The 24,296-nt window shown below is 70.3% G+C and carries 19 protein-coding genes; 7 read left to right on the forward strand and 12 right to left on the reverse strand.

Annotated elements, in window-relative coordinates:
* Window positions 1–103 precede the first annotated feature (103 nt).
* Window positions 104–1,222, reverse strand: a complete 1,119-nt coding sequence (locus tag RNB18_RS22545; protein ID WP_311715902.1) for a sensor histidine kinase — start codon at window positions 1,220–1,222, stop codon at window positions 104–106.
* 167 nt (window positions 1,223–1,389) lie between these two features.
* Between RNB18_RS22545 and RNB18_RS22550 the strand changes: the two genes are divergently transcribed.
* Entirely contained in the window at window positions 1,390–2,394 is a 1,005-nt protein-coding gene (locus tag RNB18_RS22550) for a carboxymuconolactone decarboxylase family protein (RefSeq protein ID WP_311715903.1), read from the forward strand.
* A 151-nt stretch (window positions 2,395–2,545) separates the two neighbouring features.
* A complete protein-coding gene (locus RNB18_RS22555) occupies window positions 2,546–3,211 on the forward strand; it encodes a hypothetical protein (RefSeq protein WP_311715904.1) in 666 nt (221 codons plus the stop codon).
* 55 nt (window positions 3,212–3,266) lie between these two features.
* Here RNB18_RS22555 and RNB18_RS22560 read toward each other — a convergent pair whose 3' ends face one another.
* The 9 genes from RNB18_RS22560 to RNB18_RS22600 all read right to left on the reverse strand — a co-directional run bounded on the left by RNB18_RS22560 (window position 3,267) and on the right by RNB18_RS22600 (window position 14,591).
* The gene (locus RNB18_RS22560) at window positions 3,267–4,817 is read right to left on the reverse strand and encodes an NCS1 family nucleobase:cation symporter-1 (protein ID WP_311715905.1); all 1,551 of its coding nucleotides are present in this window, start codon (window positions 4,815–4,817) and stop codon (window positions 3,267–3,269) included.
* Window positions 4,818–4,945: 128 nt separating this feature from the next.
* Window positions 4,946–5,965, reverse strand: coding sequence for a TIGR03842 family LLM class F420-dependent oxidoreductase (locus tag RNB18_RS22565; protein WP_311715906.1), 1,020 nt, complete (start codon window positions 5,963–5,965; stop codon window positions 4,946–4,948).
* Between the two features lie 11 nt (window positions 5,966–5,976).
* A complete protein-coding gene (gene hydA, locus RNB18_RS22570; RefSeq protein ID WP_057608298.1) occupies window positions 5,977–7,380 on the reverse strand; it encodes a dihydropyrimidinase in 1,404 nt (467 codons plus the stop codon).
* A gap of 31 nt (window positions 7,381–7,411) precedes the next feature.
* Window positions 7,412–8,254, reverse strand: coding sequence for a nitrilase-related carbon-nitrogen hydrolase (locus RNB18_RS22575; protein WP_311715907.1), 843 nt, complete (start codon window positions 8,252–8,254; stop codon window positions 7,412–7,414).
* 155 nt (window positions 8,255–8,409) lie between these two features.
* Window positions 8,410–9,960: a PucR family transcriptional regulator gene (locus RNB18_RS22580; RefSeq protein ID WP_311715908.1), complete on the reverse strand. Its 1,551-nt coding sequence runs from the start codon at window positions 9,958–9,960 to the stop codon at window positions 8,410–8,412.
* A gap of 23 nt (window positions 9,961–9,983) precedes the next feature.
* Window positions 9,984–11,273: an aspartate aminotransferase family protein gene (locus RNB18_RS22585; RefSeq protein ID WP_311715909.1), complete on the reverse strand. Its 1,290-nt coding sequence runs from the start codon at window positions 11,271–11,273 to the stop codon at window positions 9,984–9,986.
* Entirely contained in the window at window positions 11,270–12,112 is an 843-nt protein-coding gene (locus RNB18_RS22590) for a nitrilase-related carbon-nitrogen hydrolase (RefSeq protein WP_311715910.1), read from the reverse strand. The genes RNB18_RS22585 and RNB18_RS22590 overlap by 4 nt, the downstream gene beginning before the upstream one ends.
* Before the next feature lie 179 nt (window positions 12,113–12,291).
* The gene (locus RNB18_RS22595) at window positions 12,292–14,205 is read right to left on the reverse strand and encodes a hypothetical protein (RefSeq protein ID WP_311715911.1); all 1,914 of its coding nucleotides are present in this window, start codon (window positions 14,203–14,205) and stop codon (window positions 12,292–12,294) included.
* Between the two features lie 134 nt (window positions 14,206–14,339).
* On the reverse strand, window positions 14,340–14,591 hold the full coding sequence (locus tag RNB18_RS22600; protein WP_020119078.1) for a helix-turn-helix domain-containing protein: 252 nt from the start codon (window positions 14,589–14,591) through the stop codon (window positions 14,340–14,342).
* Between the two features lie 32 nt (window positions 14,592–14,623).
* On the opposite strand from RNB18_RS22600, the gene map reads away from it, so the two are divergent.
* The 3 genes from map (at window position 14,624) to RNB18_RS22615 (ending at window position 18,898) form a co-directional block, all read left to right on the forward strand.
* Window positions 14,624–15,391 carry a type I methionyl aminopeptidase gene (gene map, locus RNB18_RS22605; RefSeq protein WP_311715912.1) on the forward strand — a complete coding sequence of 256 codons (768 nt, stop codon included), beginning with the start codon at window positions 14,624–14,626 and terminating at the stop codon, window positions 15,389–15,391.
* A 45-nt stretch (window positions 15,392–15,436) separates the two neighbouring features.
* Window positions 15,437–16,216, forward strand: coding sequence for a sporulation protein (locus RNB18_RS22610; RefSeq protein WP_311715913.1), 780 nt, complete (start codon window positions 15,437–15,439; stop codon window positions 16,214–16,216).
* 159 nt (window positions 16,217–16,375) lie between these two features.
* Window positions 16,376–18,898, forward strand: coding sequence for an ATP-dependent Clp protease ATP-binding subunit (locus RNB18_RS22615; RefSeq protein WP_311716028.1), 2,523 nt, complete (start codon window positions 16,376–16,378; stop codon window positions 18,896–18,898).
* Window positions 18,899–18,901: 3 nt separating this feature from the next.
* Here RNB18_RS22615 and ggt read toward each other — a convergent pair whose 3' ends face one another.
* Window positions 18,902–20,698, reverse strand: coding sequence for a gamma-glutamyltransferase (ggt, locus tag RNB18_RS22620; RefSeq protein ID WP_311715914.1), 1,797 nt, complete (start codon window positions 20,696–20,698; stop codon window positions 18,902–18,904).
* 144 nt (window positions 20,699–20,842) lie between these two features.
* Between ggt and RNB18_RS22625 the strand changes: the two genes are divergently transcribed.
* Entirely contained in the window at window positions 20,843–21,601 is a 759-nt protein-coding gene (locus RNB18_RS22625) for a hypothetical protein (RefSeq protein ID WP_208617036.1), read from the forward strand.
* Between the two features lie 116 nt (window positions 21,602–21,717).
* A complete protein-coding gene (locus tag RNB18_RS22630; RefSeq protein WP_311715915.1) occupies window positions 21,718–23,283 on the forward strand; it encodes a CocE/NonD family hydrolase in 1,566 nt (521 codons plus the stop codon).
* A gap of 173 nt (window positions 23,284–23,456) precedes the next feature.
* Here the strand turns inward: RNB18_RS22630 and RNB18_RS22635 are convergent, their stop codons facing one another.
* Window positions 23,457–24,203, reverse strand: a complete 747-nt coding sequence (locus tag RNB18_RS22635; protein WP_306974395.1) for an amino acid ABC transporter ATP-binding protein — start codon at window positions 24,201–24,203, stop codon at window positions 23,457–23,459.
* Between the last annotated feature and the right edge of the window lie 93 nt (window positions 24,204–24,296).

Consider the following 24,296-nt stretch of genomic DNA (forward strand, 5'->3'; position numbering starts at 1 on the left):
GGCCCCCGGGAAGCCGCGGCGGTCGATCCCGCGCCCACTGTGAACCCGCCCCGCGTCCTGGCGAGCGATCCCCCGCACACCGTGAAGCCACCCCCCGCCCCGATCACACCGCCTCCCCCACCCCCAAAGGCAGCTCCGCCCGCACCGAGAACCCGCCCTCCGCGCGCGGGCCGGTGTGCAGTGTGCCGCCCAGGGCCGTGACACGTTCGCGCATGCCCGTGAGGCCGTGGCCGGGCTGCGGTGGTCGGTCCGGGTTCGCGGCCCCGTCGTCGTCCACTCGGATCGTCACGTCGTCCTTGCCGTAGGACAGTTCGACCCGTACCTTGGCCGGTCCCGCGTGCCGGGCCGCGTTCGTCAGGGACTCCTGGACGATGCGGTACACGGCCCGGTCGAGCGGAGCGGGCAGGGCGCACTCCTCGCCCGTCACGCTCAGTTCGACGGCGAGGCCCGCCGCCCGTGCCCGCTCCACGAGCAGCGCCGGGGTACCGGTCGGCTCGTCGGTGCGCAGGACCTCGAGAGTCGCGCGCAGCTCGCGCATGGCCTCGCCGCCCGCCTCCTGGATGGCGAGCAGGGCGGGCGGCACCTCCTCGCCCCGCTTGCGGGCCAGATGGACGGCCACGCCCGCCTGGAGCTTGACGATGGAGATGCTGTGGGTGAGGGAGTCGTGCAACTCCCGGGCTATCCGCAGCCGTTCCTCCCCGGCGCGGCGCAAAGCGGCCTCCTCCCGGGTGCGCTCGGCCTCCAGCGCGCGCTGTTCGGTCTGACGCAGATACGCCTGCCAGTTGCGACCGGCGAGGCCCGTCACCACCGCGCACACGAACCAGCCCGCGAGCAGCCCGGTCTTCTCGACCGCATCCTGCATTGTCGGGCCCGTGATCGCGTACGCCCCGAGGAAGACCCCGCTCGCGGCGGCCGCCCAGCCCCGGTGCCCCAGCTGGGACGCCAGGTGCACGGCGGCGAAGACGGACAGCGCGCCGAGGGACCCCGGGTGGGCGTGCAGGACATAGGCCGCCCCGCTCACCGTGGCCACGGCCAGCACCGCCAGCGGCACCGCGCGGTAGAACGCGAGAGCGGCCGCACTCACCACGAGGAGTCCGTAGTCGAGGGCGGTCGTGTCCGCGTCCAGAGCCGCCGCGACCACGACGAGTGCGCCGACCACGACCACGAGGGCCAGATCGGCGAGTCGCTTGGAGGTGGCCGAGTCGACCGCATGCCCGCTCATGCCCACACGCTAGACCGCCGCACCGTCACCGGCGTCAGCCCTGTGGACAACTCCCGCGCTACTCCCCCCGTAGTAGTCCCCGACCTGGCCCGCGCTCACCGATGCAGCACCAACTCCCTTCGACCGTACGACGACCAGGGCCGCGGTCGGGGCGCACGCTGCTGTCCATGTCCACACCCTTCCGCTACACCCGGCCCCTGCCGCCCAAGGCCGCCACCGGCCATGTCGCCGAGGTCTATGAGCAGCTGTCCCGCGACTTCGGCATCGACGAGCCCGTCACCTTCGTGGTCCTCTCCTCCGCGCCGGAGCTCCTCGCCCCCACATGGGCGCTGATGCGCGAGTCGCTGATCGCGGGCCCCGGCAGCCGCACCGGCAAGGAACTGGCCGCGCTCGGCGTCTCGCTGGCCAACCGGTGCCCGTTCTGCGTGGACGCGCACACCATGCTGCTGCACGCCACCGGCGACCACGCACTCGCCGAACGCATCGCCCGAGGAGAGCGGCCGGAGAACGAGGAACACGCGCGCGTACTGGACTGGGGGAGGCACACGCGCGTGCCGGGCGGCCTCGGCGCCGGGCCGTACCCGTTCCCGCGCGAGCACGCTCCGGGCTACCTCGGCACGGCGTTCGCCTTCCACTTCATCAACCGGATCGTGTCCGCCCTGCTCACCGAGAACCTGCTGCCGGGCAACGCCCAGCGCTTCCGGGCCGTCCGCAGCCTCGCGGGCCGCACGCTCGGCCGGACCGTGCGCCGACCCGCCCGGCCCGGCGCGTCCCTCGCGCTGCTCGACCTGCCCGACCCCGGTGAGGCCCCCGCGTGGGCGGACGGTACGCCCGTCGGGCTCGCGTACGCGGCGCTGCTCCGGGCGGCCATGGCGGGCGCCCGCCTCCTCGGCCTCGAGGACCAGGACCTCGTGGAGGAGACCCTGCTGGACTGGGACGGATCACATCCGCCGCTCGACCTGAGCGGCTTCCCGGACCGGCGGGAGCGTCCCGGCGCGCGTCTGGTGCTGCTGGCCGCGCTCGCGCCGTACCGGATCACCGACGAGGACGTGGCGGCCTGGCGGCGGCCCGAGCACACCGACCAGCTTCTGGTGCATCTCGTGGCCTACGGGGCGTTCCTGGCCGTGGACCGCGTCGAATCGGCCCTCTACCGACCCATCGCCCGGACATAAAGGGACACATGACGCATCGACGGCAGGGCACGGTGACGGCTCAGGTACGGAGCGAGTTCACACTTCCACCCCACAGGCAGACGTGTGAAACTGGCGTCCCGTCCGCAGTGCGGACCCGTCCGCACCGTCCGTCCCCCACGAAAAGTGCGCCGTGCGAACTTTTTCCCTGCCGCTCGCCCTCACCGCGCGCATCTCGCCCGTCGTCGTGCTCGCCGCGGCGGGCTGGGCGCTGACGTCAGGCCCGGCCACGACGCCGGCCGCCGAGAAGGAGTCGGCGCCGCAGTCCGCCGACGAGACCCCCTCGGGCGCGTCCACGGCAGCGGCCTCGAAGCAGTACGCCGCTGCCCCCGCACCCTGCGGCAGCATCGCTACGGCCACGATCAAGTCGCTCGTGCCGGGCGCCAAGACGGCCGGCAAGGAGATCCCCTCCACGGACACGGCCCTGCGTCGCACCTGCTCGTGGAACGCGCTCAAAGGGTACGACTACCGCTGGCTCGACGTCTCCTTCGAGATCACGGAGTCCGACGCGGCGGCCGCCAAGTCGTACAAGGAGAACACCGCCGAGAGGAGCGGCGGCGGGAGTGTGCCCGGCGTCGGCGACGCCGGCTACTCGGTGGTGAACCTCACCACCGAGGACAAGCAGCAGACCCGTGAGGGCGTGGTCATCATCCAGGCGTCCAACGCGCTGGTGACCGTGACGTACAACGGCAGCGACTTCGAGTCGAAGAAGGCGCCCAGCACGGACGAGATCAACAAGGGCGCCATCAAGGCCGCCAAGGAGGCGGTGGCGGCACTGGAGAGCGGCCAGAAGGCCTGAGCCGACAGGCCGGGGCCGAGCCCGACCGCCCTCCACGCGCGCGTGACGCGAACCGTCAGGCCGCGATGCCCTCCTGCTCCCTGCCCTTCGGCAGCATCAGCGCGATGTACAGCAGCAGGGACGCACTCAGGCCCACCGCCCAGCCGTAGTCGGCCAGTGGCTTGAGGAACGGGATCAGACCGTCGGTCGGGAACGGCCCCGTCTTCTTTCCGTCCGCGCCCACCCCCGAGTACGAGCCGCCGACCGCGAGCAGACCGCCCACCACGAAGGCGACGATCGCCCGCCAGTTCCAGCCGTTGGTGTACCAGTAGCGGCCGCCGGGTGTGTAGAGGTCCGCGAGGTGCAGGACCGTACGCCGGACGATCCAGTAGTCGGCGATGAGGATGCCCGCGACCGTGCCGAGCAGACCGCCGACCACGCCGAGCCAGGTGAAGATGTAGAACTCCGGCGTGGAGATCAGCTTCCACGGGAAGATCAGGATGCCCACGACACCCGTGATCAGCGCGCCGGTGCGGAAGTTGATGAACTTCGGGGCCAGGTTGGACAGGTCGTACGCCGGTGAGACCACGTTCGCCGCGATGTTCACGGAGATGGTGGCGACCAGCACGATGATCAGCGCGAAGAGCAGCCCGAACGCGTTGTCCGCCTTGGCCGCCAGTGCGACCGGGTCCCAGATGGCCTCGCCGTAGACGACCTCGGAGCCGGAGGTGACCAGCACGGCGAGGACCGCGAAGAGGGTCATCGTGGTCGGCAGCCCCAGGGACTGACCCCAGGTCTGCGCCTTCTGACTGGCACCGAAACGAGTGAAGTCGGGAATGTTCAGGGACAAAGTCGCCCAAAAGCCGATCATTCCCATCAGGGACGGGAAGAAGACCGGCCAGAAGTCGGGGCCCCAGCCCAGCTTCGACGGCTGGTCGAGCAGCGCGCCGAAGCCGTCGGCCTTGACCGCGATCCAGATGAGCAGCACGAGCGCGCCGGCGATCACGAAGGGCGCGGCCCAGTTCTCGAAGTGGCGCAGGAAGTCCATGCCGCGGTAGATGATCGCTATCTGGAGCGCCCAGAACAGCAGGAAGCAGAGCCACAGGGGCCAGGGGTTGCCCGCGATCTTGCCCGCGTTCTCCCAGTGGCCGCCGGTGAGCTTGGAGCCCAGCGCGAAGATGCCGCTGCCGCCGATCCAGGTCTGGATGCCGAACCAGCCGCAGGCCACGGCCGCCCGGATCAGCGCCGGGATGTTGGCACCGCGCAGCCCGAAGGAGGCGCGGGCGAGGACCGGGAAGGGGATGCCGTACTTGGGTCCGGCGTGCCCGGTGGCCAGCATCGGCAGCAGCACGATGATGTTGGCCAGGGCGATGGTGAACACGGCCTGCTTCCAGTCCATGCCGAGGGCGACCAGGCCGGAGGCCAGGGTCCAGCTGGGGATGCAGTGCGCCATGGAGATCCACAGGGCGGCGAAGTTGTACGTCGTCCACTTGCGCTCGGAGACCGGTACGGGACGCAGGTCCTCGTTGGCGAAGGGGCTGTCGGCGGGGAAGGCCTCGGGGGCGAGCTCGACGCGGCCACCGACGGACTGGGATATCGGGGACCCCGTGGGGACTGTTTCGGTCATGGGCAGGCCAATCGATCAGAGCGGGACGGGAAAGGCCGTGCGGGGGCCTTGGGCCCCTCTCCGCCCCGGGACGGCGGGGAGGAGAGGGGGGAACAAGGTGTGGGGGGTCGGGGAGCGAGGGTCGGAAGTCAGGCGTTGAGGGCGGGGATGACCTTCGAGCCGTACGCGTCGATGGTGGCTTCCTGCGCGTCGTGCATGTCGTAGACGGCGAACTGGTCGACGCCCAGCTCGCGCAGCGCGTTCAGCTTCTCGATGTGCTTCTCGACCGGTCCGATGATGCAGAACCGGTCGACGATCTCGTCGGGCACGAACGCGGTGTCCGGGTTGTCGGCCCGCCCGTGGTGCGAGTAGTCGTACCCTTCCCGCGACTTGATGTAATCCGTCAGCTCGTCGGGGACGGCGGCCGAGTGCTCGCCGTACTTGGAGACCAGGTCGGCGACGTGGTTGCCGACCATCCCGCCGAACCAGCGGCACTGCTCGCGCGCGTGGGCGAGTGCCTCGGGGGAGTCGTCCGCGGTGACGTAGGCGGGGGCGGCCACGCAGATCTTGACCTCGTCCGCCGAGCGTCCGGCGGCGACGGCCGCGTCCTTGACCGCCTTCACCATGTACTCGGTCAGGTACAGGTCGGCCAGCTGGAGGATGAATCCGTCGGCCTCCTCGCCGGTCATCTTCAGCGCCTTGGGGCCGTACGCCGCCATCCATACGGGGAGTTCGGCTCCCGGCTTGATCCACGGGAACCTGATGACCGTGCCGCCGAGGTCGGCCTCGTCGCCCCGGCCGAGCGCCCGGATGACCTTCATGGCCTCGCTGATGCGGGCCAGTGTGTTGGGCTTGCGGCCCGCGACGCGCATCGCGGAGTCGCCGCGGCCGATGCCGCAGACCGTGCGGTTGCCGAACATGTCGTTGAGGGTGGCGAAGGTGGAGGCGGTGACCTCCCAGGTGCGGGTGCCCGGGTTGGTGACCATCGGGCCGACCTTCAACTTCGTGGTGTTCGAGAGGATCTGACTGTAGATCACGAACGGCTCCTGCCAGAGCACGGCGGAGTCGAAGGTCCACCCGTAGGTGAAGCCGTTGCGTTCGGCCCGCTTCATCAGGCTGATGACCTTCGAGGCGGGCGGATCCGTCTGCAGGACGAGTCCGAAGTCCATGGGCGCCGCTCCTAGTTGAGGTACTGACAGGTGGAGCGGGGGGTGTAGGTGCCGTGCCCGGCGTGCCCGGTGTACTCCCGCTCGGTGATGACGAGTTCGCCGCGCGAGAGAACCGTCTCGACGCGGCCCGTGAGGCGCTTTCCTTCGTACGCCGAGTAGTCGACGTTCATGTGGTGGGTCTCGGCGGAGACGATCTGCTCGGCGTGCGGGTCGTAGATGACGACGTCGGCGTCGGCGCCCGGGGCGATGGTCCCCTTCTTCGGGTACATGCCGAACATCCGGGCCGGGGTGGCGCAGGCGATCTCGATCCAGCGGCGGCGCGAGATGTGTCCGTCGACGACCCCCTGGTGGAGCAGGTCCATGCGGTTCTCGACGCCGGGGAGGCCGTTGGGGATCTTCGAGAAGTCGCCGCGGCCGAGCTCCTTCTGGCCCACGAAGCAGAAGGGGCAGTGGTCGGTGGAGACGACCTGGAGGTCGTTGGTGCGCAGGCCCTGCCAGAGTTTTGCCTGGTGCTCCTTCGGCCTCAAGGGAGTTGAGCACACGTACTTCGAGCCCTCGAAGTCCGGCTCCGCGAGGTTGTCCGTCGACAGGAACAGATACTGCGGGCAGGTCTCGCCGAAGACGTTGAGCCCCTCGTCCCGCGCCCGCGCCAGCTCGGCCACTGCCTCCATGGCCGAGACGTGCACGACGTAGAGGGGCGCGCCGGCGACCTGCGCGAGCTTGATGGCGCGGTGGGTGGCCTCGGCCTCGAGGAGGGCCTTGCGAACCTCGCCGTGATAGCGGGGGTCGGTCTCGCCGCGCGCCAGCGCCTGCTCGACCAGCACGTCGATCGCGATGCCGTTCTCGGCGTGCATCATGATCAGCCCGCCGTTCTCGGCGGAGCGCTGCATGGCGCGCAGGATCTGGCCGTCGTCGGAGTAGAAGACGCCGGGGTAGGCCATGAACTGCTTGAAGGAGGTGACCCCCTCCCCCACCAGCAGATCCATCTCCTTGAGCGTCTCCTGGTTCACATCGGAGACGATCATGTGGAAGCCGTAGTCGATGGCACAGTTGCCCTCGGCCTTGGCGTGCCAGGCGTCCAGGCCCTCGCGCAGTGAGTGGCCGACGCTCTGCACCGCGAAGTCGACGATCGTGGTCGTCCCGCCCCAGGCGGCGGCCCGGGTGCCGGTCTCGAAGGTGTCGGAGGCGAAGGTGCCACCGAACGGCAGCTCCATGTGGGTGTGGGCGTCGACGCCACCGGGGATGACGTACTTCCCGGTGGCGTCGATGGTCCGGTCGGCCGTGAATGACTCGGCTGCCGAGGTGCCCGAGGCGGCGAGGGCGGCGATGCGGCCGTCCTCGATCAGCACGTCGGCGTGGATCTCGTCGGACGCGGTGATGACGAGGCCACCGCGGATGACGGTACGGCTGCTCATGTTCCCTCTCCTGCCAGAGTGGACGGTTCGGTCAGGGTGCGGTCAGCGGGGGGTATGCGTCCGGACGGCGGTCGCGGTAGAACTGCCAGCGGTCGCGGACTTCCCGCAGCTTGGCCATGTCCAGGTCCCGGACGACCAGTTCGGTCTCCTTGTCGCTCGCCACCTCGCCGACGAACTGGGCCTCCGGGTCGACGAAGTACGTCGTCCCGTAGAAGTCGTTGTCGCCGTACTCCTCGACGCCCACCCGGTTGATGGCGCCGATGAAGTACTCGTTGGCGACGGCCGCGGCCGGCTGCTCCAGCTGCCACAGATAGGCGGACAGACCGCGCGAGGTGGCCGACGGGTTGAAGACGATCTCGGCTCCGGCCAGGCCCAACGCCCGCCAGCCCTCCGGGAAGTGGCGGTCGTAGCAGATGTACACACCGATCTTCCCGACCTTGGTGTCGAAGATCGGCCAGCCGAGGTTGCCGGGTCGGAAGTAGAACTTCTCCCAGAATCCCGGCACTTGGGGGATGTGATGCTTGCGGTACTTGCCGAGGTACGAGCCATCCGCGTCGATCACCGCGGCGGTGTTGTAGAGGACGCCGGGCTGCTCCTCCTCGTACATCGGCAGGATGAGGACGATGCCCAGCTCCTTGGCCAGCGCCTGGAACCGCTTGACGATCGGGCCGTCCGGAATCTGCTCGGCGTACTCGTAGAACGCCTTGTCCTGGACCTGGCAGAAGTACGGCCCGTAGAACAGCTCCTGGAAGCACAGGACCTGAGCACCCTGCGCGGCCGCGTCCCGGGCCGCCTGCTCGTGTACCTGGATCATCGACTCCTTGTCGCCCGTCCACGCGGTCTGGAAGAGGGCGGCACGAATCACTCTGCTCATCGGGACCTCCGGTCACTCGGTGTGCGAGAAGACTAGGAAGTCCGAAAACTGGCTTTGAGTTGCACGGTGTCACGTCTGCGGGCCTTGGGCGTGCCACGGTGTCACCCTGTCGTGAGCCCATGTTTCACCGCCGTTTTCCCAGGTCGTGGCATGTTTCAGCCCTGTTGCGCGTCGTGCGCGAGGAGCGCGATGTGCACGGAGGCCGCCTGTTCGAAGTCGTCGAGGTCGACCCCGAGGCGGCCCTGTATCGCTTCCAGCCGCCGGTAGAGCGCGGGGCGGGAGACGTGGTGGAGCTGGGCGGTGCGGGACTTGTTGCGGCCGGTGGCGAGATAGGTGCGCAGCACCGCCAGCAGATCCGCTCCCGCCCCGCACAGCAGCCCGTCCAGCTCGCGCTCGGCGAAGGACTGGACGTGCGGGTCGTCGCGCAACAGCCGGATCAGACCGCGCAGATGAACGTCCTTGAGACGGACGACGGCCGGGAGATCGAGGACCCCCGAGGCGACGGCGTCCGCGACATGCCGGGCCTCACGCATACCGGCGGGAACGTCGTCCCAGGCGGTCCTTGGATCCGCTGCCGCCACGACCGTCCCCGACAGCCGGGCCGCGAAGTTCGCCGTGAGCACGGTGGCGTCCTGGTCCCGGGCCAGGCTCAGCAGGACGGCGGTGGCTCCGTCGGCGAGCTCGGCGACGATGCCGGGCAGGCCCAGCAGCCGTAGCACCCGGTCGAGTTCGGCCGGATCGCCGTCCCGCACGACGAGCGGCACGAAGGTGCGCCGGTTGACGGGCAGGCCGGCCGCCCGCGCGCGGGGGAGCAGCTGCCTCGCCGGTACGACCCCGCTGACCAGGTCGGTGAGCAGGCTTTGCGCGGACTGCTCCTCCCAGGTGTGGGCGGAGGTGCCGCCCAGCATGCGGTGCAGGACGAGGGCCTCGGCGGCACGGTCGGCGAGCAGCCGCCCGGTGGCGGTGTCGCCCCGGTAGCCGCACAGCATGATCTGACCCCAGCGCTCCCCGCGGCCGCCCAGTTCGGCGCGGATCCAGCCGTCGCCCTCGCTGCCGCCGGCCTGGCGGGCGATGCGTTCCCAGTCGCGCAGCACGTCGTCGACCGCGGAGCGCTCCCCCGCGGTGGCGAGGACGCGGTGGGCGAGGTTGGTGACGACGACGGGACAGCCGCTGTGGTGGGCGATCTCGTCGAGCATCCGCTGGAGCGGGGCGCCCGCGGTGATGAGTCCGGTGAGGGCGGTGCGCACGGCCTCGGACATGCTGACGGCGGCGAACTTCCGCCGGATGAGCCGGGCTTGGACCTCCTCCGTCAACTCCGCGAAGGGGAAGGGCCGGTGGAGGACGACCATGGGCAGCCCGCACCGCTCGGCGGCCCGGCGCATCACGTCCGGCGGGGCCGGGAAGGCGCGGCCGAGTCCGAGGACCACGGCCGCGGCCTCCGCGCGGTGCAGAGACCGGATGTACTCGGCCTGCTTGTCGTCGTCACCGGCGAGCAGCACTCCGGTGGTGAGGACCATTTCGCCGCCGCTGAGCATGACGCCGACGTCGGCGGCCTCCGCCACGTGCACCCAGCGCACGGCCCGGTCGAGCTGGCTCGCACCGGCCACCACCTCGGGCTCCCCGGCCAGGACCCGTTCCAGCATGAGGACCTGACGGACCGACAGGGTCGGCGCCAAGGACTCCAGGGGCTCCAAGGTGGTGCTCATGACGGTGTTCCCTCGCTGTGGACCTACTGGATGGTGCTCCTCAGAGCGTGTTCGAGGATCGCGGCGCCCTCTTCGGCCTCCGCGACGGTCAGAGACAGGGGCGGGGCGATCCGCAGGGCGCTGGTGTTGTGCCCGCCACCCTTGCCGAGGAGCAGCCCCTCGGCGCGGGCCGCCTCCAGTACGGCGGACGCGGCCTGCGGGTCGGCCTCGTCCGTGCCGGGCTTCACCAGCTCGACGCCGAGCATGAGCCCACGCCCACGCACCTCCCGTACGCCCGGAACCTGCGCCGCGACGGCCCGCAGCCGCTCGATCAGCAGCCCGCCGACGCGCCGGGCGTTGCCCTGCAGGTCGTGTTCCAGGAGATACGTCAGGTTCGCGAGGCCGGCCGCCATGGTGATCTGGGTGCCGCCGAACGTCGAAATGCTGTTGGAGTCCAGGCAGTTCATGATCTCGGCGCGGGCCACCACCCCACCGATGGACATGCCGTTGCCGATGCCCTTCGCGAAGGTGAGGATGTCGGGCGGACCCGACCGGTCGTGCGCCTGCCAGCCCCAGAAGTGGTCGCCGGTGCGGCCCCAGCCGGTCTGCACCTCGTCGGCGATCCACAGGATGCCGTGCTCGTCGAGCACCTCGCGGAAGGCCGCGTAGAGGCCGTCGGGCGGGGAGGTGAAGCCGCCGACACCCTGGATCGGCTCGGCGATCAGGGCGGCGGGCGGGCGGGTGTGCCCGAGCAGGTCCTTGAGGTCGTCGACGCAGGCCGCGATGAAGTCGTCGTCGCCGAGGGAGGCGTACGGGCCGCGGGTGCGTACGCCTCCGTGGACGTACAGCGTCTGGAGCGGGGACAGCGAGGTGGGTGACCAGCCGCGGTTGCCGGTGATGCCGACCGCGCTGAAGGAGCGGCCGTGGTAGCTGTTGCGCATCGCCAGGATCGTGTTGCTGCGGCGGTAGGTGGTGGCGAGCATCAGGGCGGTGTCGTTGGCCTCGGTGCCGGAGGTGGTGAAGAAGACCCGGGCGTCCGGGATGCCGGACAACTGAGCGATGCGCTCGGCGAGTTCGACCATCGGACGGTTCAGGTACAGGGTCGACGAGTGGATGATCCGCCCGGCCTGTTCGCTCACCGCCTTGGTGATCTCGGGCAGGGCGTGCGCGGTCATCGTGGTCAGGATGCCGCCGAAGAAGTCGAGGTACTTGTTGCCCTCGGCGTCCCACACGTGCCGGCCCTCGCCGTGTGTGATCTCCAGCGGGTCCTGGTAGTAGAGGGCGAGCCAGTCGGGCAGGACGGCACGGTGACGTCCCAGCAGATCCTCGGTCACGGCTGCACCAGCCCTTCGTAGGCGTCGGGGCGGCGGTCGCGGTAGAACGCCCACTGCTGGCGCACTTCCTCGACGAGGTCGAAGTCCAGGTCGCGGACGACCAGCTCCTCCTCCTTGTCGCTCGCCGTGTCCCCGACGAACTGACCGCGCGGGTCGACGAAGTACGACGTCCCGTAGAAGTCGTTGTCGCCGTACTCCTCGACGCCGACCCGGTTGATCGCGGCGACGAAGTACTCGTTGGCGACGGCGGCCGCGGGCTGCTCCAGGCGCCACAGGTGGGAGGAGAGTCCCCGGTGCGTGGCGGACGGGTTGTAGACGAGCTGGGCGCCGTTCAGGCCCAGCTGCCGCCAGCCCTCCGGGAAGTGGCGGTCATAGCAGATGTAGACGCCGATCTTGCCCACGGCGGTGTCGAAGACCGGCCAGCCGAGGTTGCCGGGCTTGAAGTAGTACTTCTCCCAGAAGCCCTTGACCTGCGGGATGTGGTGCTTGCGGTACTTGCCGAGGACGCTGCCGTCGGCGTCGATCACGACCGCGGTGTTGTAGTAGAAGCCGGACTGCTCGACCTCGAACACCGGCACGACGATCACCATGCCGGTCTCGCGCGCGAGTTCCTGCATACGACTCGTGGTGGGGCCGTCGGGCACCGGCTCGGCCCAGCGGTAGTGCTCCGGTTCCTGGACCTGGCAGAAGTAGGGGGCGTTGAACACTTCCTGGAACCCGATGATCTTCGCGCCCTGTCGGGCCGCCTCGCGGGCGTGCTCCTCGTGTTTCGCCACCATGGACTCGGTGTCGCCGGTCCAGGTGGCCTGGACCAGAGCGGCACGTACGACGTTGGCCATGAGCTGCTCCTTCGGCGGGACGTCAGAGCCTCTACGCCCGTAGATGTAGCCGTAGAGGGACGAACGTAAGCCTCCTGGAGAGGCTTGCCAAGACCATCGTCGTTAACCCGCGAAGTCGATCACGTTTCACACTCCACTGGAGGAGTGACGCGGCCGGTCAGTGGGTTGTGGGGGACCTGTCAGGCGGAGAATCCGGCGACCCGCAGGGCGTGGACCAGGTCCCAGTGCCGCTCGTCCGAGACGCCTCGCGCGGCGGCCAGCAGGAGCGGTACGAGGGTCTGCGGGCCGGGCTCGGCGCTGCGGGCGGCCTCCTCGGGGGTGCGGACCCGGACGTAGGCGTCGAGGAGCGCGGTGACCTCACGGCGGCGGCCCTCGGCGACCAGCCCGAGCACGGCGGTGCCGATCTCACCCGCGGGCCGTGCGACGCCCTGCCGGAGCACCTGCTCCCCGTCCGCGCTCCGCCCGGCCGCGACCAGCGCGTCGGCCGCCGCCACCAGCCGGTCGGCGGGCAGCGAGGCGGCCTCCCACAGCAGGGTCGCCCAGTCGGCGCGGAGACCGGCGTGCTGAAGCTCCGCGGCGAGCAACGGAAAGCGGTCGGCGGGCCAGTGGGCGATCTCGGCGAGCAGCGCGTGTGCCTCGCCGGTCCGTCCCTCCGCGCGCAGCCGCATCAGCGTCGCGATGGTGTCGGCGGTCTCCCTCCGAGCGGCCACGTCCGCCGCCTCGCCCCGCTGTCCCGACCGCTCCTCCACCGCCTCCGCGGCCCCGGCGAAACGGGCCCCGCGCGGGGTGCGCCCCTTCGACACGGGCACGGTGGGCAGATCGGGCACGGCAGCCGGGGGTACGACGACGGGGGCGCCGCCCTCCTCGGCCATACCGGCGAAACGGGCACTGCCACGGCGGCGCTTGCGCTTGGACGTGAGGGCGGGAGCCTCCGGCGGTTGGGCGGCGGGGGTCGGCTGTTGCGGGGCCTCGGCGTCGGGCCGGGTGACTGCGGGCGAGGCCTGCTGATACGGGGCGTACGTCGTGTGGGACGCGTCGGCCTCGCTGTGCTGGTGCGGGCCGGGGCGTGTTGCGTCGGCGGAAGCGGAGGGATGCTGGCTGTATCCCGGACGGACCGCGTCGGAGGAGCCCGACCACTGCGGGGTACGCCCCGAGCGGGCCGCTTCGGCGGGGCCCGGCCACTGCTCGGCGGGGCCGCCGTGGGTCGCTCCGGTACCTGTGGTCGACGTGGTGTCGCGCTGCTGGGGCATGTCGGGGAACTCGTCGCCTCGGCCGTCGGCTCCGCGGACACCCGACTCGTGGCTGCCGAATCCAGTCACGGCATCCCCGTAGCGGCCGGCTTCACGCCCCCTGAGCCCGGTATCACCGGCTACGTGCCCACCACCCCCAGCGGCCTCACCCGCATAGCCGCCCAGCCCACGCCCACCGCTCCCGGCGTCACCCCCGTAGCCCCCGTAACCCCCGGCACCGCCTGGCGCATGCCCGCTCCCCCCGGACGCGTCGCCCCCGCCCTCGTACGCCCCCCGGAACACTCCACCGTCCGCGACCTGTCCCCGCCGGATCGCCCGGGCCCGGCCGCCCATCGACCGGCCGTCCAACTCTGCCATCCGGGACTGGAGTTCGGCGCAACGGCGGACCGCGCGCTCGTGGTCGTCGCGGGCCCAGGCGAGGTCCAGGCGGATGGCGTCGGCCTCCTCCTGGGTGGTGGCGGAGGCGAGCAGGCGGCCCAACTCGGCCTGCCGTTCCGCGGCGTAGCGCTGTTCGCGGAGCATGACGTCGAAGCGGTCGCCGAGGGCGTCCCGGCCGCCGGGGCGGGCGTCATGGGCGGCCTGGGCGGCGGCGTGCAGGGGGCGGGCCCGTTCCGCCTCGACGTGGGCCACCTCGGGGCCGTACGCCGTGGCGAGGTCCTGCAGGAGGGCCTCGACCACGTCCCAGGGCGGCACTTCGCGGCCGTCGAGGCAGGCTTGCATACCGTCCGGGTCGCGCTGCCAGAACACCGCGCACCAGCCGCCGCCCTGATCCAGGCGCGCCAGCAAGCCGTCCAGGTAGGCCACGAACTCCCGCAGCCGCCCCGGGAGTTGATCCACTGCCATCGCTCAACTCCCGTTAGACCGGAGCACTCCGGCCGTAAGGCAACACCAGCAGTGTTACGAACGGGCTACAGCCAGTTTGCAAAGGAGCAGCAGGAGCCTCCTGACGCGATCCCCGGCCGGTGAGCGAACTTCCGTCACACGCCCGCCAACTCGCACAGTCCGGCCAGCTCGTCCATGGAGAGCCCGAGGGCCCGGGCAAGGGCGGCCACCGTGAAGAAGGCCGGCGTGGGAGCCCGGCCGGTCTCGATCTTCCGGAGGGTCTCCGGGGAGATCCCGGCACTCGCCGCGACCTCGGCCATACTGCGGCCGCCGCGGGCTTCGCGCAGCAGCCGGCCGAGCCGCTCGCCGCGTTCGTGTTCTTCGGGAGTGAGAGGGGTGCGCACCATGCCCCCATTCTAATACCGGTATAGTAATTGGCATGGTGGAGCTGAAGACAGACACATCTATCGAGGCCATGTACGAGGCGGGACAGGTGGTCGGGCGCGCCCTGACCGCCGTACAAAAAGCCGCTGACGTGGGCGTTTCCCTGTTGGAGCTGGACGAGGTGGCACATGGGGTGCTGCGGGAGGCCGGGGCGTCCTCGCCCTTCCTCGGCTATCGCCCCACCTTCGCCACCACCCCCTTCCCCGCGGTCATCTGCGCCTCCGTGAACGACGCGATCGTGCACGGCATCCCCACCGGCTACCGGCTGCGCGACGGCGACCTCGTCTCGATCGACTGCGGGGCCCAACTCGGCGGCTGGGCCGGAGATTCGGCGATCAGCTTCACGGTCGGCAGGCCGCGCCCCGCCGACGTCCGGCTGATCGAGACCGCGGAGCAGGCGCTGGCGGCCGGGATCGCGGCGGCGGTCGTGGGCAACCGCATCGGGGACATCGCGCACGCGATCGGCACGGTGTGCCGGGACGGCGGCTACGGCATCATGGACGATTTCGGCGGACACGGCATCGGCCGCCGTATGCACGAGGACCCGCCGGTGCCGAACGAAGGGCGCCCGGGACGGGGCCTCGCACTGCGCCACGGCATGGTGCTCGCGATCGAGCCGATGCTCATCGCCGGCGGCACCGACGAGTACCACGCCGCGCCGGACGGCTGGACGCTGAAGACCAACGACGGTTCGCGGGCGGCACACACCGAGCACACCGTGGCGATCACGGACGCGGGCCCACGCGTCCTGACGGCGCGCTGAGTTAGCCTGCGTCCCTGGTCATCGCCGGCTCGGGGAGGGGCGCACGTGGGGTTCAAGCGGCTGTTCGGGGTCGGGGACACCGGCGACGCGATCGAGGTGGACACACACATCCTCGGCCCGGCGCTGCCCGGCGGGGAGTTGAGGGGCGAGGTCCTCCTCAGGGGCGGTCGACGCGACACGTACATCGACTACGTCGACCTGCACGTCCACGTCCGGTGCACCGACCACGACGGCCGGCAGAGCACGTACGAGATCGACACGCACTCGGCGGAGCCGGGTCGACTGACCCTGCGCAAGGGCGAGGAGCGGCGGCTCACGTTCTCACAGCGGCTGCCCTGGGAGACCCCGCCGAGCGAACTCGGCGGACGGGCCCTGGGCGTCGCACTCTCCGTGCGGAGCCGGATCACGCGCGGCGACGGTGACGACGGCATCGACGTCGACGAAGACCTGCTGCACGTCTCGGCGCTGCCGCTGCACGAGGCCCTCCTCGACCTGTTCGCCGAGGAGGGCTATCTCTGCGACGCGGCGGAGGTCGTCGAGGGGGATGTCCCGGGCACCGAACAGCGTCTCGGCATCATCCAGACCTTCCTGCTCACCGGCCACGTTCCCGGACCGGACCGGCCGGACGCGCTGGAGGTCACCTTCCAGACGAACGCCGTCGGCGCCACGGTCCATGTGCGGCGCGCCGCGCCCGGCGAGCGGTACTGGGAGGACAAGCCGCCCGCCCGCCGCTTTCCGGCCGCCCATCACGAGGTCGGCACCGTCGACTGGCAGCCGCAGGTCCGCGAGGCGCTGAGCGGACCGGCATGGCCGGCCCACCGCTGAAAGTGCCCCACTCCCCCATCCGTGCGAAGGTGTAACCGGCTGACACCCGGGTTACCCGGCCCCGGCACGTCGATCAGCGAGGGCATCCCCGGCCCTCTTCCAGTCCTCGAACGGGCTCGGCCCGGGGGGACCCTCATGGGGATGCCGGATGGGAACGCCATGACCAGCGGATTCAGCGGACCGGAAGGCTACGACGCCTTCGGAGAGTTTCTCGCCCGTTTCTTCGGCGGACCTCGTCCCGGCCCCCGGCAGATCAACATCGGCCAGCTGCTGAGCCAGCCGGCCCGGGAGCTGGTGCGAGGCGCCGCCCAGTACGCCGCCGAGCACGGCAGCCGGGATCTGGACACCCAGCATCTGCTGCGCGCCGCGCTCACCGCCGAGCCGACCCGGACCCTGCTGAGCCGGGCCGGTGCCGATCCCGACTCGCTCGCCTCGGAGATCGACGAACGCTCCGGCCCCGTCCAGCACCAGCCGGAAGAGGCCCCTCCACCCACCTCGCTGTCCCTCACCCCGGCCGCCAAGCGGGCCCTGCTGGACGCACACGACCTGGCCCGGGCCCGGGGCGCCGGTTACATCGGCCCGGAGCACGTCCTGAGCGCCCTGGCCGCGAACCCCGATTCGGCCGCCGGGCATATCCTGAACTCGGCCCGGTTCGCCTCCACCGGTCTGCCTCCCGAGACCGCCCCGGATTCCGGACAGCCCCGCGGCGAGGCACCGCGCAGCACGGGCACGCCCACGCTCGACAAGTACGGCCGCGATCTCACCGACCTGGCCCGCCAGGGCCGTATCGACCCGGTGATCGGACGGGACGAGGAAATCGAGCAGACCATCGAGGTGCTGTCCCGGCGTGGCAAGAACAACCCGGTGCTCATCGGTGACGCGGGGGTCGGCAAAACCGCCATCGTGGAGGGCCTGGCCCAGCGGATCGTCGACGGGGACGTGCCCGACGTACTGACCGGGCGTCGGGTCTTCGCCCTCGACCTGACCGGGGTGGTGGCCGGCACCCGCTACCGGGGCGACTTCGAGGAGCGCCTGACGAACATCGTGGGCGAGATCCGCGACAACTCCGACCGGCTGATCGTCTTCATCGACGAGCTGCACACGGTCGTCGGCGCGGGCGGGGGCGGCGAGGGCGGCTCGCTGGACGCCGGAAACATCCTCAAGCCCGCCCTGGCCCGCGGCGAGCTGCACATCGTGGGCGCGACCACGCTGGAGGAGTTCCGCCGGATCGAGAAGGACGCGGCCCTGGCCCGCCGCTTCCAGCCGATCCTGGTGCCGGAACCCACCGCGGCGGACGCGATCGAGATCCTGCGCGGCCTGCGCGACCGCTACGAGGCCCACCACCAGGTCCGCTACACCGACGAGGCACTGGTGGCCGCCGTGGAGCTGTCCGACCGCTATCTCCCCGACCGCCGCCTGCCGGACAAGGCGATCGACCTCATCGACCAGGCGGGGGCACGGGTACGCCTTCGCGCACGGACCAAAGGCACAGACGTACGAGCCCTGGAGCGCGAGGTCGAGCAGCTGACCCGGGACAAGGACCAGGCGGTCGCCGACGAGCAGTACGAGCAGGCCACACAACTGCGCGACCGCATCACGGAGTTGAAGCAGCGGATCGGCGAGGCCAATGGGCACGACGAGGCCGACGAGGGCCAGAACCTGGAGGTCACCGCGGAGGCCATCGCCCAGGTGGTGTCCCGGCTGACGGGCATCCCGGTGAGCAGCCTCACCGAGGAGGAGAAGGACCGGCTGCTCGGCCTGGAGCAGCACCTGCACGAGCGGGTGGTCGGCCAGGACGAGGCCGTACGGGTCGTCTCGGACGCCGTGCTGCGCTCCCGCGCGGGCCTCGCGAGCCCGGACCGCCCGATCGGCAGCTTCCTCTTCCTCGGCCCGACGGGCGTCGGCAAGACCGAACTGGCCCGCGCCCTCGCCGAGTCCCTGTTCGGCAGCGAGGAGCGCATGGTCCGGCTGGACATGAGCGAATACCAGGAGCGGCACACGGTCAGCCGTCTGGTGGGCGCCCCGCCCGGATACGTCGGCCACGAGGAGGCGGGCCAGCTCACCGAGGTGGTCCGCAGGCACCCCTATTCGCTGCTGCTCCTGGACGAGGTGGAGAAGGCCCACCCGGACGTGTTCAACATCCTCCTCCAGGTCCTGGACGACGGACGGCTGACCGACTCCCAGGGCCGCACGGTCGACTTCACCAACACCGTCATCGTGATGACGAGCAACCTGGGCTCGGAGGCGATCACCCGCAGGGGCGCGGGCATCGGCTTCGGGCCGGGCGGAGCGGACTCGGACGAGGAGGCCCGCCGAGAGCGGATCCTGCGCCCCCTGCGTGAGCACTTCCGCCCCGAGTTCCTGAACCGCATCGACGAGATCGTCGTCTTCCGGCAGCTGACGGGTGATCAACTACGCGAGATCACCAGGCTGTTGCTGGAGCGGACCCGCCGCCTGCTGCACGCCCAGGGCGTCACGGTCGACTTCTCCGACAGCGCGGTGGACTGGCTCGCCGAACGCGGCTACCAGCCGGAGTACGGCGCCCGGCCGCTGCGCCGCACGATCCAGCGGGAGGTGGACAACCAACTGTCCCGTCTCCTCCTGGACGGCAGGATCGCGGACGGCGGCCGGGTGACGGTGGACACGGAGGCAGGCGGCTTGACGTTCACCGCGACTGCGTAGGTACTACGGCGCGGGGTGCACCACTTGCGCGGAGCCCCCACCCCGGCGGACAGTCTCAGCGGCCGCCAACCACTCCCCGCCGGGCAACCGCTGCACGCCTGTCGCCGCCCCGATCTCCGGATTCAGCTTGAACGAGTGCCCGATCGCCTCCAGCTGAGACCGCACCCCACTGCTGTACAGCGCCGGCTCCAGCTCGGTCTGCGCGGCATTGCGCTGACTCGCCCGAGGCGCGGCGATCGCGTCCACCAGCGGCAGGCCGCGATCCACGAACTCGGTCAGCACCTGCAGCACGGTGGTGATGATGGTCGCCCCACCGGGTGAACCCAGCGCCACCACGGGCTTGTTGTGCCGGTCGAGCACGATCGTCGGCGAGATCGAGGACCGCGGCCGCTTGCCGGGGCCGGGCAGATTCGGGTCATGAACAGCCGGGTTGGCGGGTGCGAAGGAGAAGTCCGTCAGCTCGTTGTTGAGGATGAACCCACGCCCGGGCACGGTGATCGCGCTGCCACCGGTCTGCTCGATGGTCAGCGTGTAGGCGACGACGTTCCCCCACTTGTCGGCCACCGTCAGATGCGTGGTGTTCTCACCCTCGTATGTCGTCGGAGCCGCCATATCCCCGTCCGAGCAGGCCGCGGGATCGCGCGGGTCCCCCGGCGCCAGCGGACTTGTGAGCACCGCGTCGTCCCTGATCAGACAGGCCCGCGAGTCGGCGAACCGCTGCGACAGCAGCTCCTTCGTCGGTACGTCCTCGAAGGCGGGGTCGCCGACCCAGCGTCCCCGGTCCGCGAAGGCGATCCGGCTGGCCTCGATGTAGTGGTGCAGGTACTGGACCTCACTGGCCTTCGAGAGGTCGGTGTTCTCAAGGATGTTGAGGGCCTCACCGACCGTCGTGCCGCCGGAGGAGGAGGGCGCGATGGAGTAGACGCCGAGCCCTCGGTAGGAGGTGCTGGTCGGTTTCTGGAGCTTGGCCCGGTAGGCCGCGAGGTCCTTCTCGGACAGGTCCCCGGGCCGCGCGTTCCACCCTGAAGCCGGGTCCACGGGCGGGTTGTTCACGGTGTCGACGATGTCGTCACCGAGGTCGCCGTGGTAGATCGCGCCGACGCCCTTGCGGCCCAACTCCGCGTACGTGCGCGCGAGATCGGGGTTCTTGAAGGTGGAGCCGACGGCCGGCAGTTGCCCGCCCGGAAGGAACAGCTTCGCCGTGTCCGGGAAGTAGCGGAACCGCGTCTCGTTGGACGCGGTCTGCGAGCGGAAGGTGTCGTCGACGACGAAGCCCTGACGGGCGATCCGCTCGGCGGGCTTCAGGACGTTGCCGAGCGATCTGCTGCCCCACTGGCCCAACGCCGTGGCCCAGGTGGCCGGCGTGCCCGGCGTCCCGACGCTCAGTCCGCTGCTGACGGCGTCGGCGAAGGCGAGCGGCTTGCCGTTCTCGAGGAAGAGGTCGGAGTCGGCGGTCAGCGGTGCCGTCTCGCGCCCGTCGATCGTGTGGACCTTACGGGACTTGGCGTCGTAGTAGACGAAGTAGCCGCCTCCGCCGATGCCGGAGGAGTACGGCTCGGTGACACCGAGCGCGGCGGCGGTGGCGACGGCCGCGTCGACCGCGTTGCCGCCGCGCCTCAGGACCTCGATGCCCGCGGCGGACGCGTCCGCGTCGACGCTGGACACGGCGCCGCCGTAGCCGACGGCGACGGGGACTTTCTCGGGTGCCGAGGTGGCTTGGGGCGGCGCTGCCGCCCCCACCGACACCACGGCGGCCGAGACCGCCAGGACCGACAGTTTCCGTGCGACAGGGCGACGCATCCGTACCTCCAGGCCAGGACCGTCCGCGCAGCGTAACCACATCACCGGGGCCCCGACAGCCCTCATCGGGTCAGGTGTCATGCGAATGCCACACTTCGAACACCGGTACGTACCAACCGTGTCGGCCCGCTACCATGCGCGCACATGACTGACGACGTGCGCAATATCGTCCTGGGCGTGGTGGCGGCCGGCATCAGTGCCGCGCTCGGCTGGCTCGCCCGGACGTATCTGTGGAAGCGGAAGCTCCGCCGCAAGCAGGCCTTCTTCGGGCTGCCGGACAACTCCGAGTCGCTCCTGGTCGTGAACCGCGGCGCGAGCGGCCCGGACCTCGCGGTGATGCGCTACGACGTGTTCGCCCTCCTGGAGCTCGCCGCGCTCATCAAGGACTGCAACGCACACGCCCAGGTCCTCCCGCACGACGCGGCACGGCAGGGCTTCGGCGAGCGTACCGAGTTCTGTGTGGGCGGACCGGCCTCGAACCGCCGTATGGCCGCGCATCTTTCGTCCCTGCTGCCCGGAGTCCGCGTGAACGTGGACGCCGAGCCGAGCCCGGACCGCGGCGCCTTCCAGGTCGGCACCGAGCGCTACCGGGTGGAGGTCGGCACGACCGAGTACGCGCTCCTCGGCCGGCTCACCGTCGACCAGAGCAACGGCGCCCGGCCGGTCTTCCTCTTCTGCGGCCAGACTGCGATCACCAACCAGGCGGCGACCCGCTATCTGGCCCGCAATCAGGAGCGGTTGACCCGCAAGTACGGCGACAGCACCTTCGTGCTGCTGCTGAAGGTGGTCAACTCCGGGGCCTACGGGCCGGATGTCGTGGAGCTGGTCGCGGATGTGACTCGGGAGGCCAAGACGCCTCTTCCGGCGTCCGCTGCTCCACGCAACTCCCACCGCGCCTCCTGAATTGATTCACACCACAACAATCGTTACTCCCACGTAACTTACCGACGGGTTACCTCCGGTAAAGCGACGAGGTTACCGTCTGGTCACTTTGCAGTGACACGAGTAGGAAGTGACCCGTGGGACACCCTCGCAAGGCCCTGCGTACGACCACCGTGGGCGCCGTCTCCGCGACTCTGATCGCCGGTAGCGCCCTCGGACTCGCCCCCAACGCCCAGGCGGCGGACGCCATCCGCTTCGTCGACATCGCCGGCGACGGCGGCACGGTCCTCAAGGCGAACGTCATCACGCCCGCCGGAGCCGACGGCACCCGGCGCTACCCGTTGCTCGTCCTGCCCACGAGTTGGGGCCTGCCGCAGGTCGAGTACCTCGCCCAGGCCCAGAAGCTCGCGAACTCCGGCTACATCGTGGTCAGTTACAACGTCCGCGGTTTCTGGCAGTCGGGTGGGGAGATCGAGGTGGCGGGCCCGCCCGACATCGCCGACGCGTCCAAGGTCATCGACTGGGCGCTCGCCAACACCCCTGCGGACGAACGGCACATCGGCATGGCGGGCGTCTCCTACGGCGCCGGCATCAGCCTGCTCACCGCCGCAAAGGACAAGCGCGTCAAGGCGGTCGCGTCTCTCAGCGGCTGGGCCGACCTGATCGACTCGATCTACTCCGGCCGCACCCAGCACGTCCAGGCCGGGGCCCTGCTGGACGGCGCGAGCCTCGTCACCGGCCGCCAGAGCGCCGAGATCCGGCAGATCTTCGACAACTTCTACGCGTCGAACCTGTCGAAGGAACAGGAGATGATCGATTGGGGGAAGAAACGTTCGGCCGCCACATATGTGGACCAGCTGAACCAGAACGGCGCGGCGGTCATGATGGCCAACGCGTGGGGCGACACGGTCTTCCCGCCCAACCAGTACGCGGACTTCTACGAGAAGCTGACCGGCCCGAAGAGACTGGAGTTCCGTCCCGGCGACCACGCCACCGCCGAGCTGACCGGGCTGTTCGGTCTGCCCAACGACGTGTGGACCGACACCGAGCGCTGGTTCGACCACTACCTCAAGGGCGTGGACAACGGGATCAACCGCGAGGAGCCGGTCCGGCTCAAGTCCCGTTCCACAGGCGGCTACGAGGGCTATCCGGACTGGAAGTCGGTCGGCGCGACCCGAAAGAAGATCGCCCTTACGGGCACCACCACGATCCACACCAACGTCGACTCGGGCGCCGACGGCGGGATCGTCTTCCTGTCCAGCATCCTCGACCAGATCGCCCAGGCTCCCCCGGTCGCCTCGATCCCCCTGCTCCCCCGCCGCTGGGCCGCCGTATGGCAGTCGGAGAAGTACACGACCGCCCAACAGGTGCGCGGCACGGCGAAGTTGCACACCACGGTGACGCCCACCAAGGAGAGCGGCACCCTCGTCGCCTACCTCTACGACGTGGGGCCGCTCGGCCTCGGCAAGCTGGTCTCCAACGCGCCCTACACCTTCCACGGGCAGACGCCCGGGAAGCCGATCGGCGTCGACCTGGAGCTGTTCTCCACGGCCTACGACGTCCCGGCAGGGCACCGGCTGGCCCTGGTGGTCGACACGGTCGACCCGCTCTACATCGAGCACAACCCGTCCGGCGCCCAGCTGACCTTCTCCTCGCCGTCGAACGACCCGTCGTACGTGTCGATTCCGCTGCGCGAGCAGTGATCTCCGGCCGGCGCCGGGCGGGTATGGCTCTGTGACTGCCGCCCCCTACGGTTCTCAAGGGCCGTGGGGGTACCCCCAACCCGGCAGCGGCGACCCGGGAGGCTCGGTCGCCATCTCCGTGGGGAGGAGCGGACCATCGTAGTCGAGGTTCAAGGACATGGCCGCGCCCCCTCTCAGTGTTTGAGGATCTTGGAGAGGAAGTCCCTGGCGCGCTCGCTGTCGGGGTTGGTGAAGAAGTCGTCGGGTGCTCGGTCCTCGACGATACGGCCGTCGGCCATGAACACCACGCGGTTGGCGGCCGAGCGTGCGAAGCCCATCTCGTGGGTGACGACGACCATGGTCATGCCCTCCTGGGCCAGTTGACGCATGACTTCCAGCACCTCGTTGATCATCTCCGGGTCGAGGGCCGAGGTGGGCTCGTCGAAGAGCAGAGCCTTGGGCTCCATGGCGAGGGCACGGGCGATGGCCACGCGCTGTTGCTGGCCGCCGGAGAGTTGGGCCGGGTACTTGTCGGCCTGGTCGGCGAGGCCCACCCGGTCGAGGAGTTCACGGGAGCGACGGTCGGCCTGCTCCTTCTTGCGCCCCCGGACCTTGACCTGGGCCAGGGAGACGTTCTGCAGGACCGTCTTGTGGGCGAACAGGTTGAAGGACTGGAAGACCATGCCGACCTCGGCACGAAGCTTCGCGAGGGCCTTGCCCTCCTCGGGCAGCGGCTGCCCGTCGAGCGTGATGGAACCGGACTTGATGGTCTCCAGGCGGTTGATCGTCCTGCAGAGCGTGGACTTGCCCGACCCCGAAGGGCCGATGACCACGACCACCTCCCCCTTGCCGACGGTGAGGTTGATGTCCTGCAGGACATGCAGCTCCCCGTAGTACTTGTTGACGTCACGCAGTTCGATCAACGGATCGACAACGGCCATACCCAGCCCTACCCACTCTCAGCTGTGTCGTGGTTGCCGCAACTTATCGAGGCAAGATCGCACTTAAGGAACGACACGCACTTTTCGGTCATA

Origin of the sequence: Streptomyces doebereineriae, from assembly GCF_031845645.1 — a bacterium.
Lineage (GTDB): Bacteria > Actinomycetota > Actinomycetes > Streptomycetales > Streptomycetaceae > Streptomyces > Streptomyces canus.

What these genes read in the sequence shown, in the direction of transcription:
- RNB18_RS22595 (WP_311715911.1), bottom strand. Translation starts at nt 14,205, where the DNA reads ATGGCAGTGGATCAACTCCCGGGGCGGCTGCGGGAGTTCGTGGCCTAC.
- RNB18_RS22575 (WP_311715907.1), bottom strand. Translation starts at nt 8,254, where the DNA reads ATGAGCAGAGTGATTCGTGCCGCCCTCTTCCAGACCGCGTGGACGGGC.
- RNB18_RS22560 (WP_311715905.1), bottom strand. Translation starts at nt 4,817, where the DNA reads ATGACCGAAACAGTCCCCACGGGGTCCCCGATATCCCAGTCCGTCGGT.
- ggt (WP_311715914.1), bottom strand. Translation starts at nt 20,698, where the DNA reads ATGCGTCGCCCTGTCGCACGGAAACTGTCGGTCCTGGCGGTCTCGGCC.
- RNB18_RS22635 (WP_306974395.1), bottom strand. Translation starts at nt 24,203, where the DNA reads ATGGCCGTTGTCGATCCGTTGATCGAACTGCGTGACGTCAACAAGTAC.
- RNB18_RS22565 (WP_311715906.1), bottom strand. Translation starts at nt 5,965, where the DNA reads ATGGACTTCGGACTCGTCCTGCAGACGGATCCGCCCGCCTCGAAGGTC.
- map (WP_311715912.1), top strand. Translation starts at nt 14,624, where the DNA reads ATGGTGGAGCTGAAGACAGACACATCTATCGAGGCCATGTACGAGGCG.
- hydA (WP_057608298.1), bottom strand. Translation starts at nt 7,380, where the DNA reads ATGAGCAGCCGTACCGTCATCCGCGGTGGCCTCGTCATCACCGCGTCC.
- RNB18_RS22580 (WP_311715908.1), bottom strand. Translation starts at nt 9,960, where the DNA reads ATGAGCACCACCTTGGAGCCCCTGGAGTCCTTGGCGCCGACCCTGTCG.
- RNB18_RS22625 (WP_208617036.1), top strand. Translation starts at nt 20,843, where the DNA reads ATGACTGACGACGTGCGCAATATCGTCCTGGGCGTGGTGGCGGCCGGC.
- RNB18_RS22615 (WP_311716028.1), top strand. Translation starts at nt 16,376, where the DNA reads ATGACCAGCGGATTCAGCGGACCGGAAGGCTACGACGCCTTCGGAGAG.
- RNB18_RS22600 (WP_020119078.1), bottom strand. Translation starts at nt 14,591, where the DNA reads ATGGTGCGCACCCCTCTCACTCCCGAAGAACACGAACGCGGCGAGCGG.
- RNB18_RS22550 (WP_311715903.1), top strand. Translation starts at nt 1,390, where the DNA reads ATGTCCACACCCTTCCGCTACACCCGGCCCCTGCCGCCCAAGGCCGCC.
- RNB18_RS22590 (WP_311715910.1), bottom strand. Translation starts at nt 12,112, where the DNA reads ATGGCCAACGTCGTACGTGCCGCTCTGGTCCAGGCCACCTGGACCGGC.
- RNB18_RS22545 (WP_311715902.1), bottom strand. Translation starts at nt 1,222, where the DNA reads ATGAGCGGGCATGCGGTCGACTCGGCCACCTCCAAGCGACTCGCCGAT.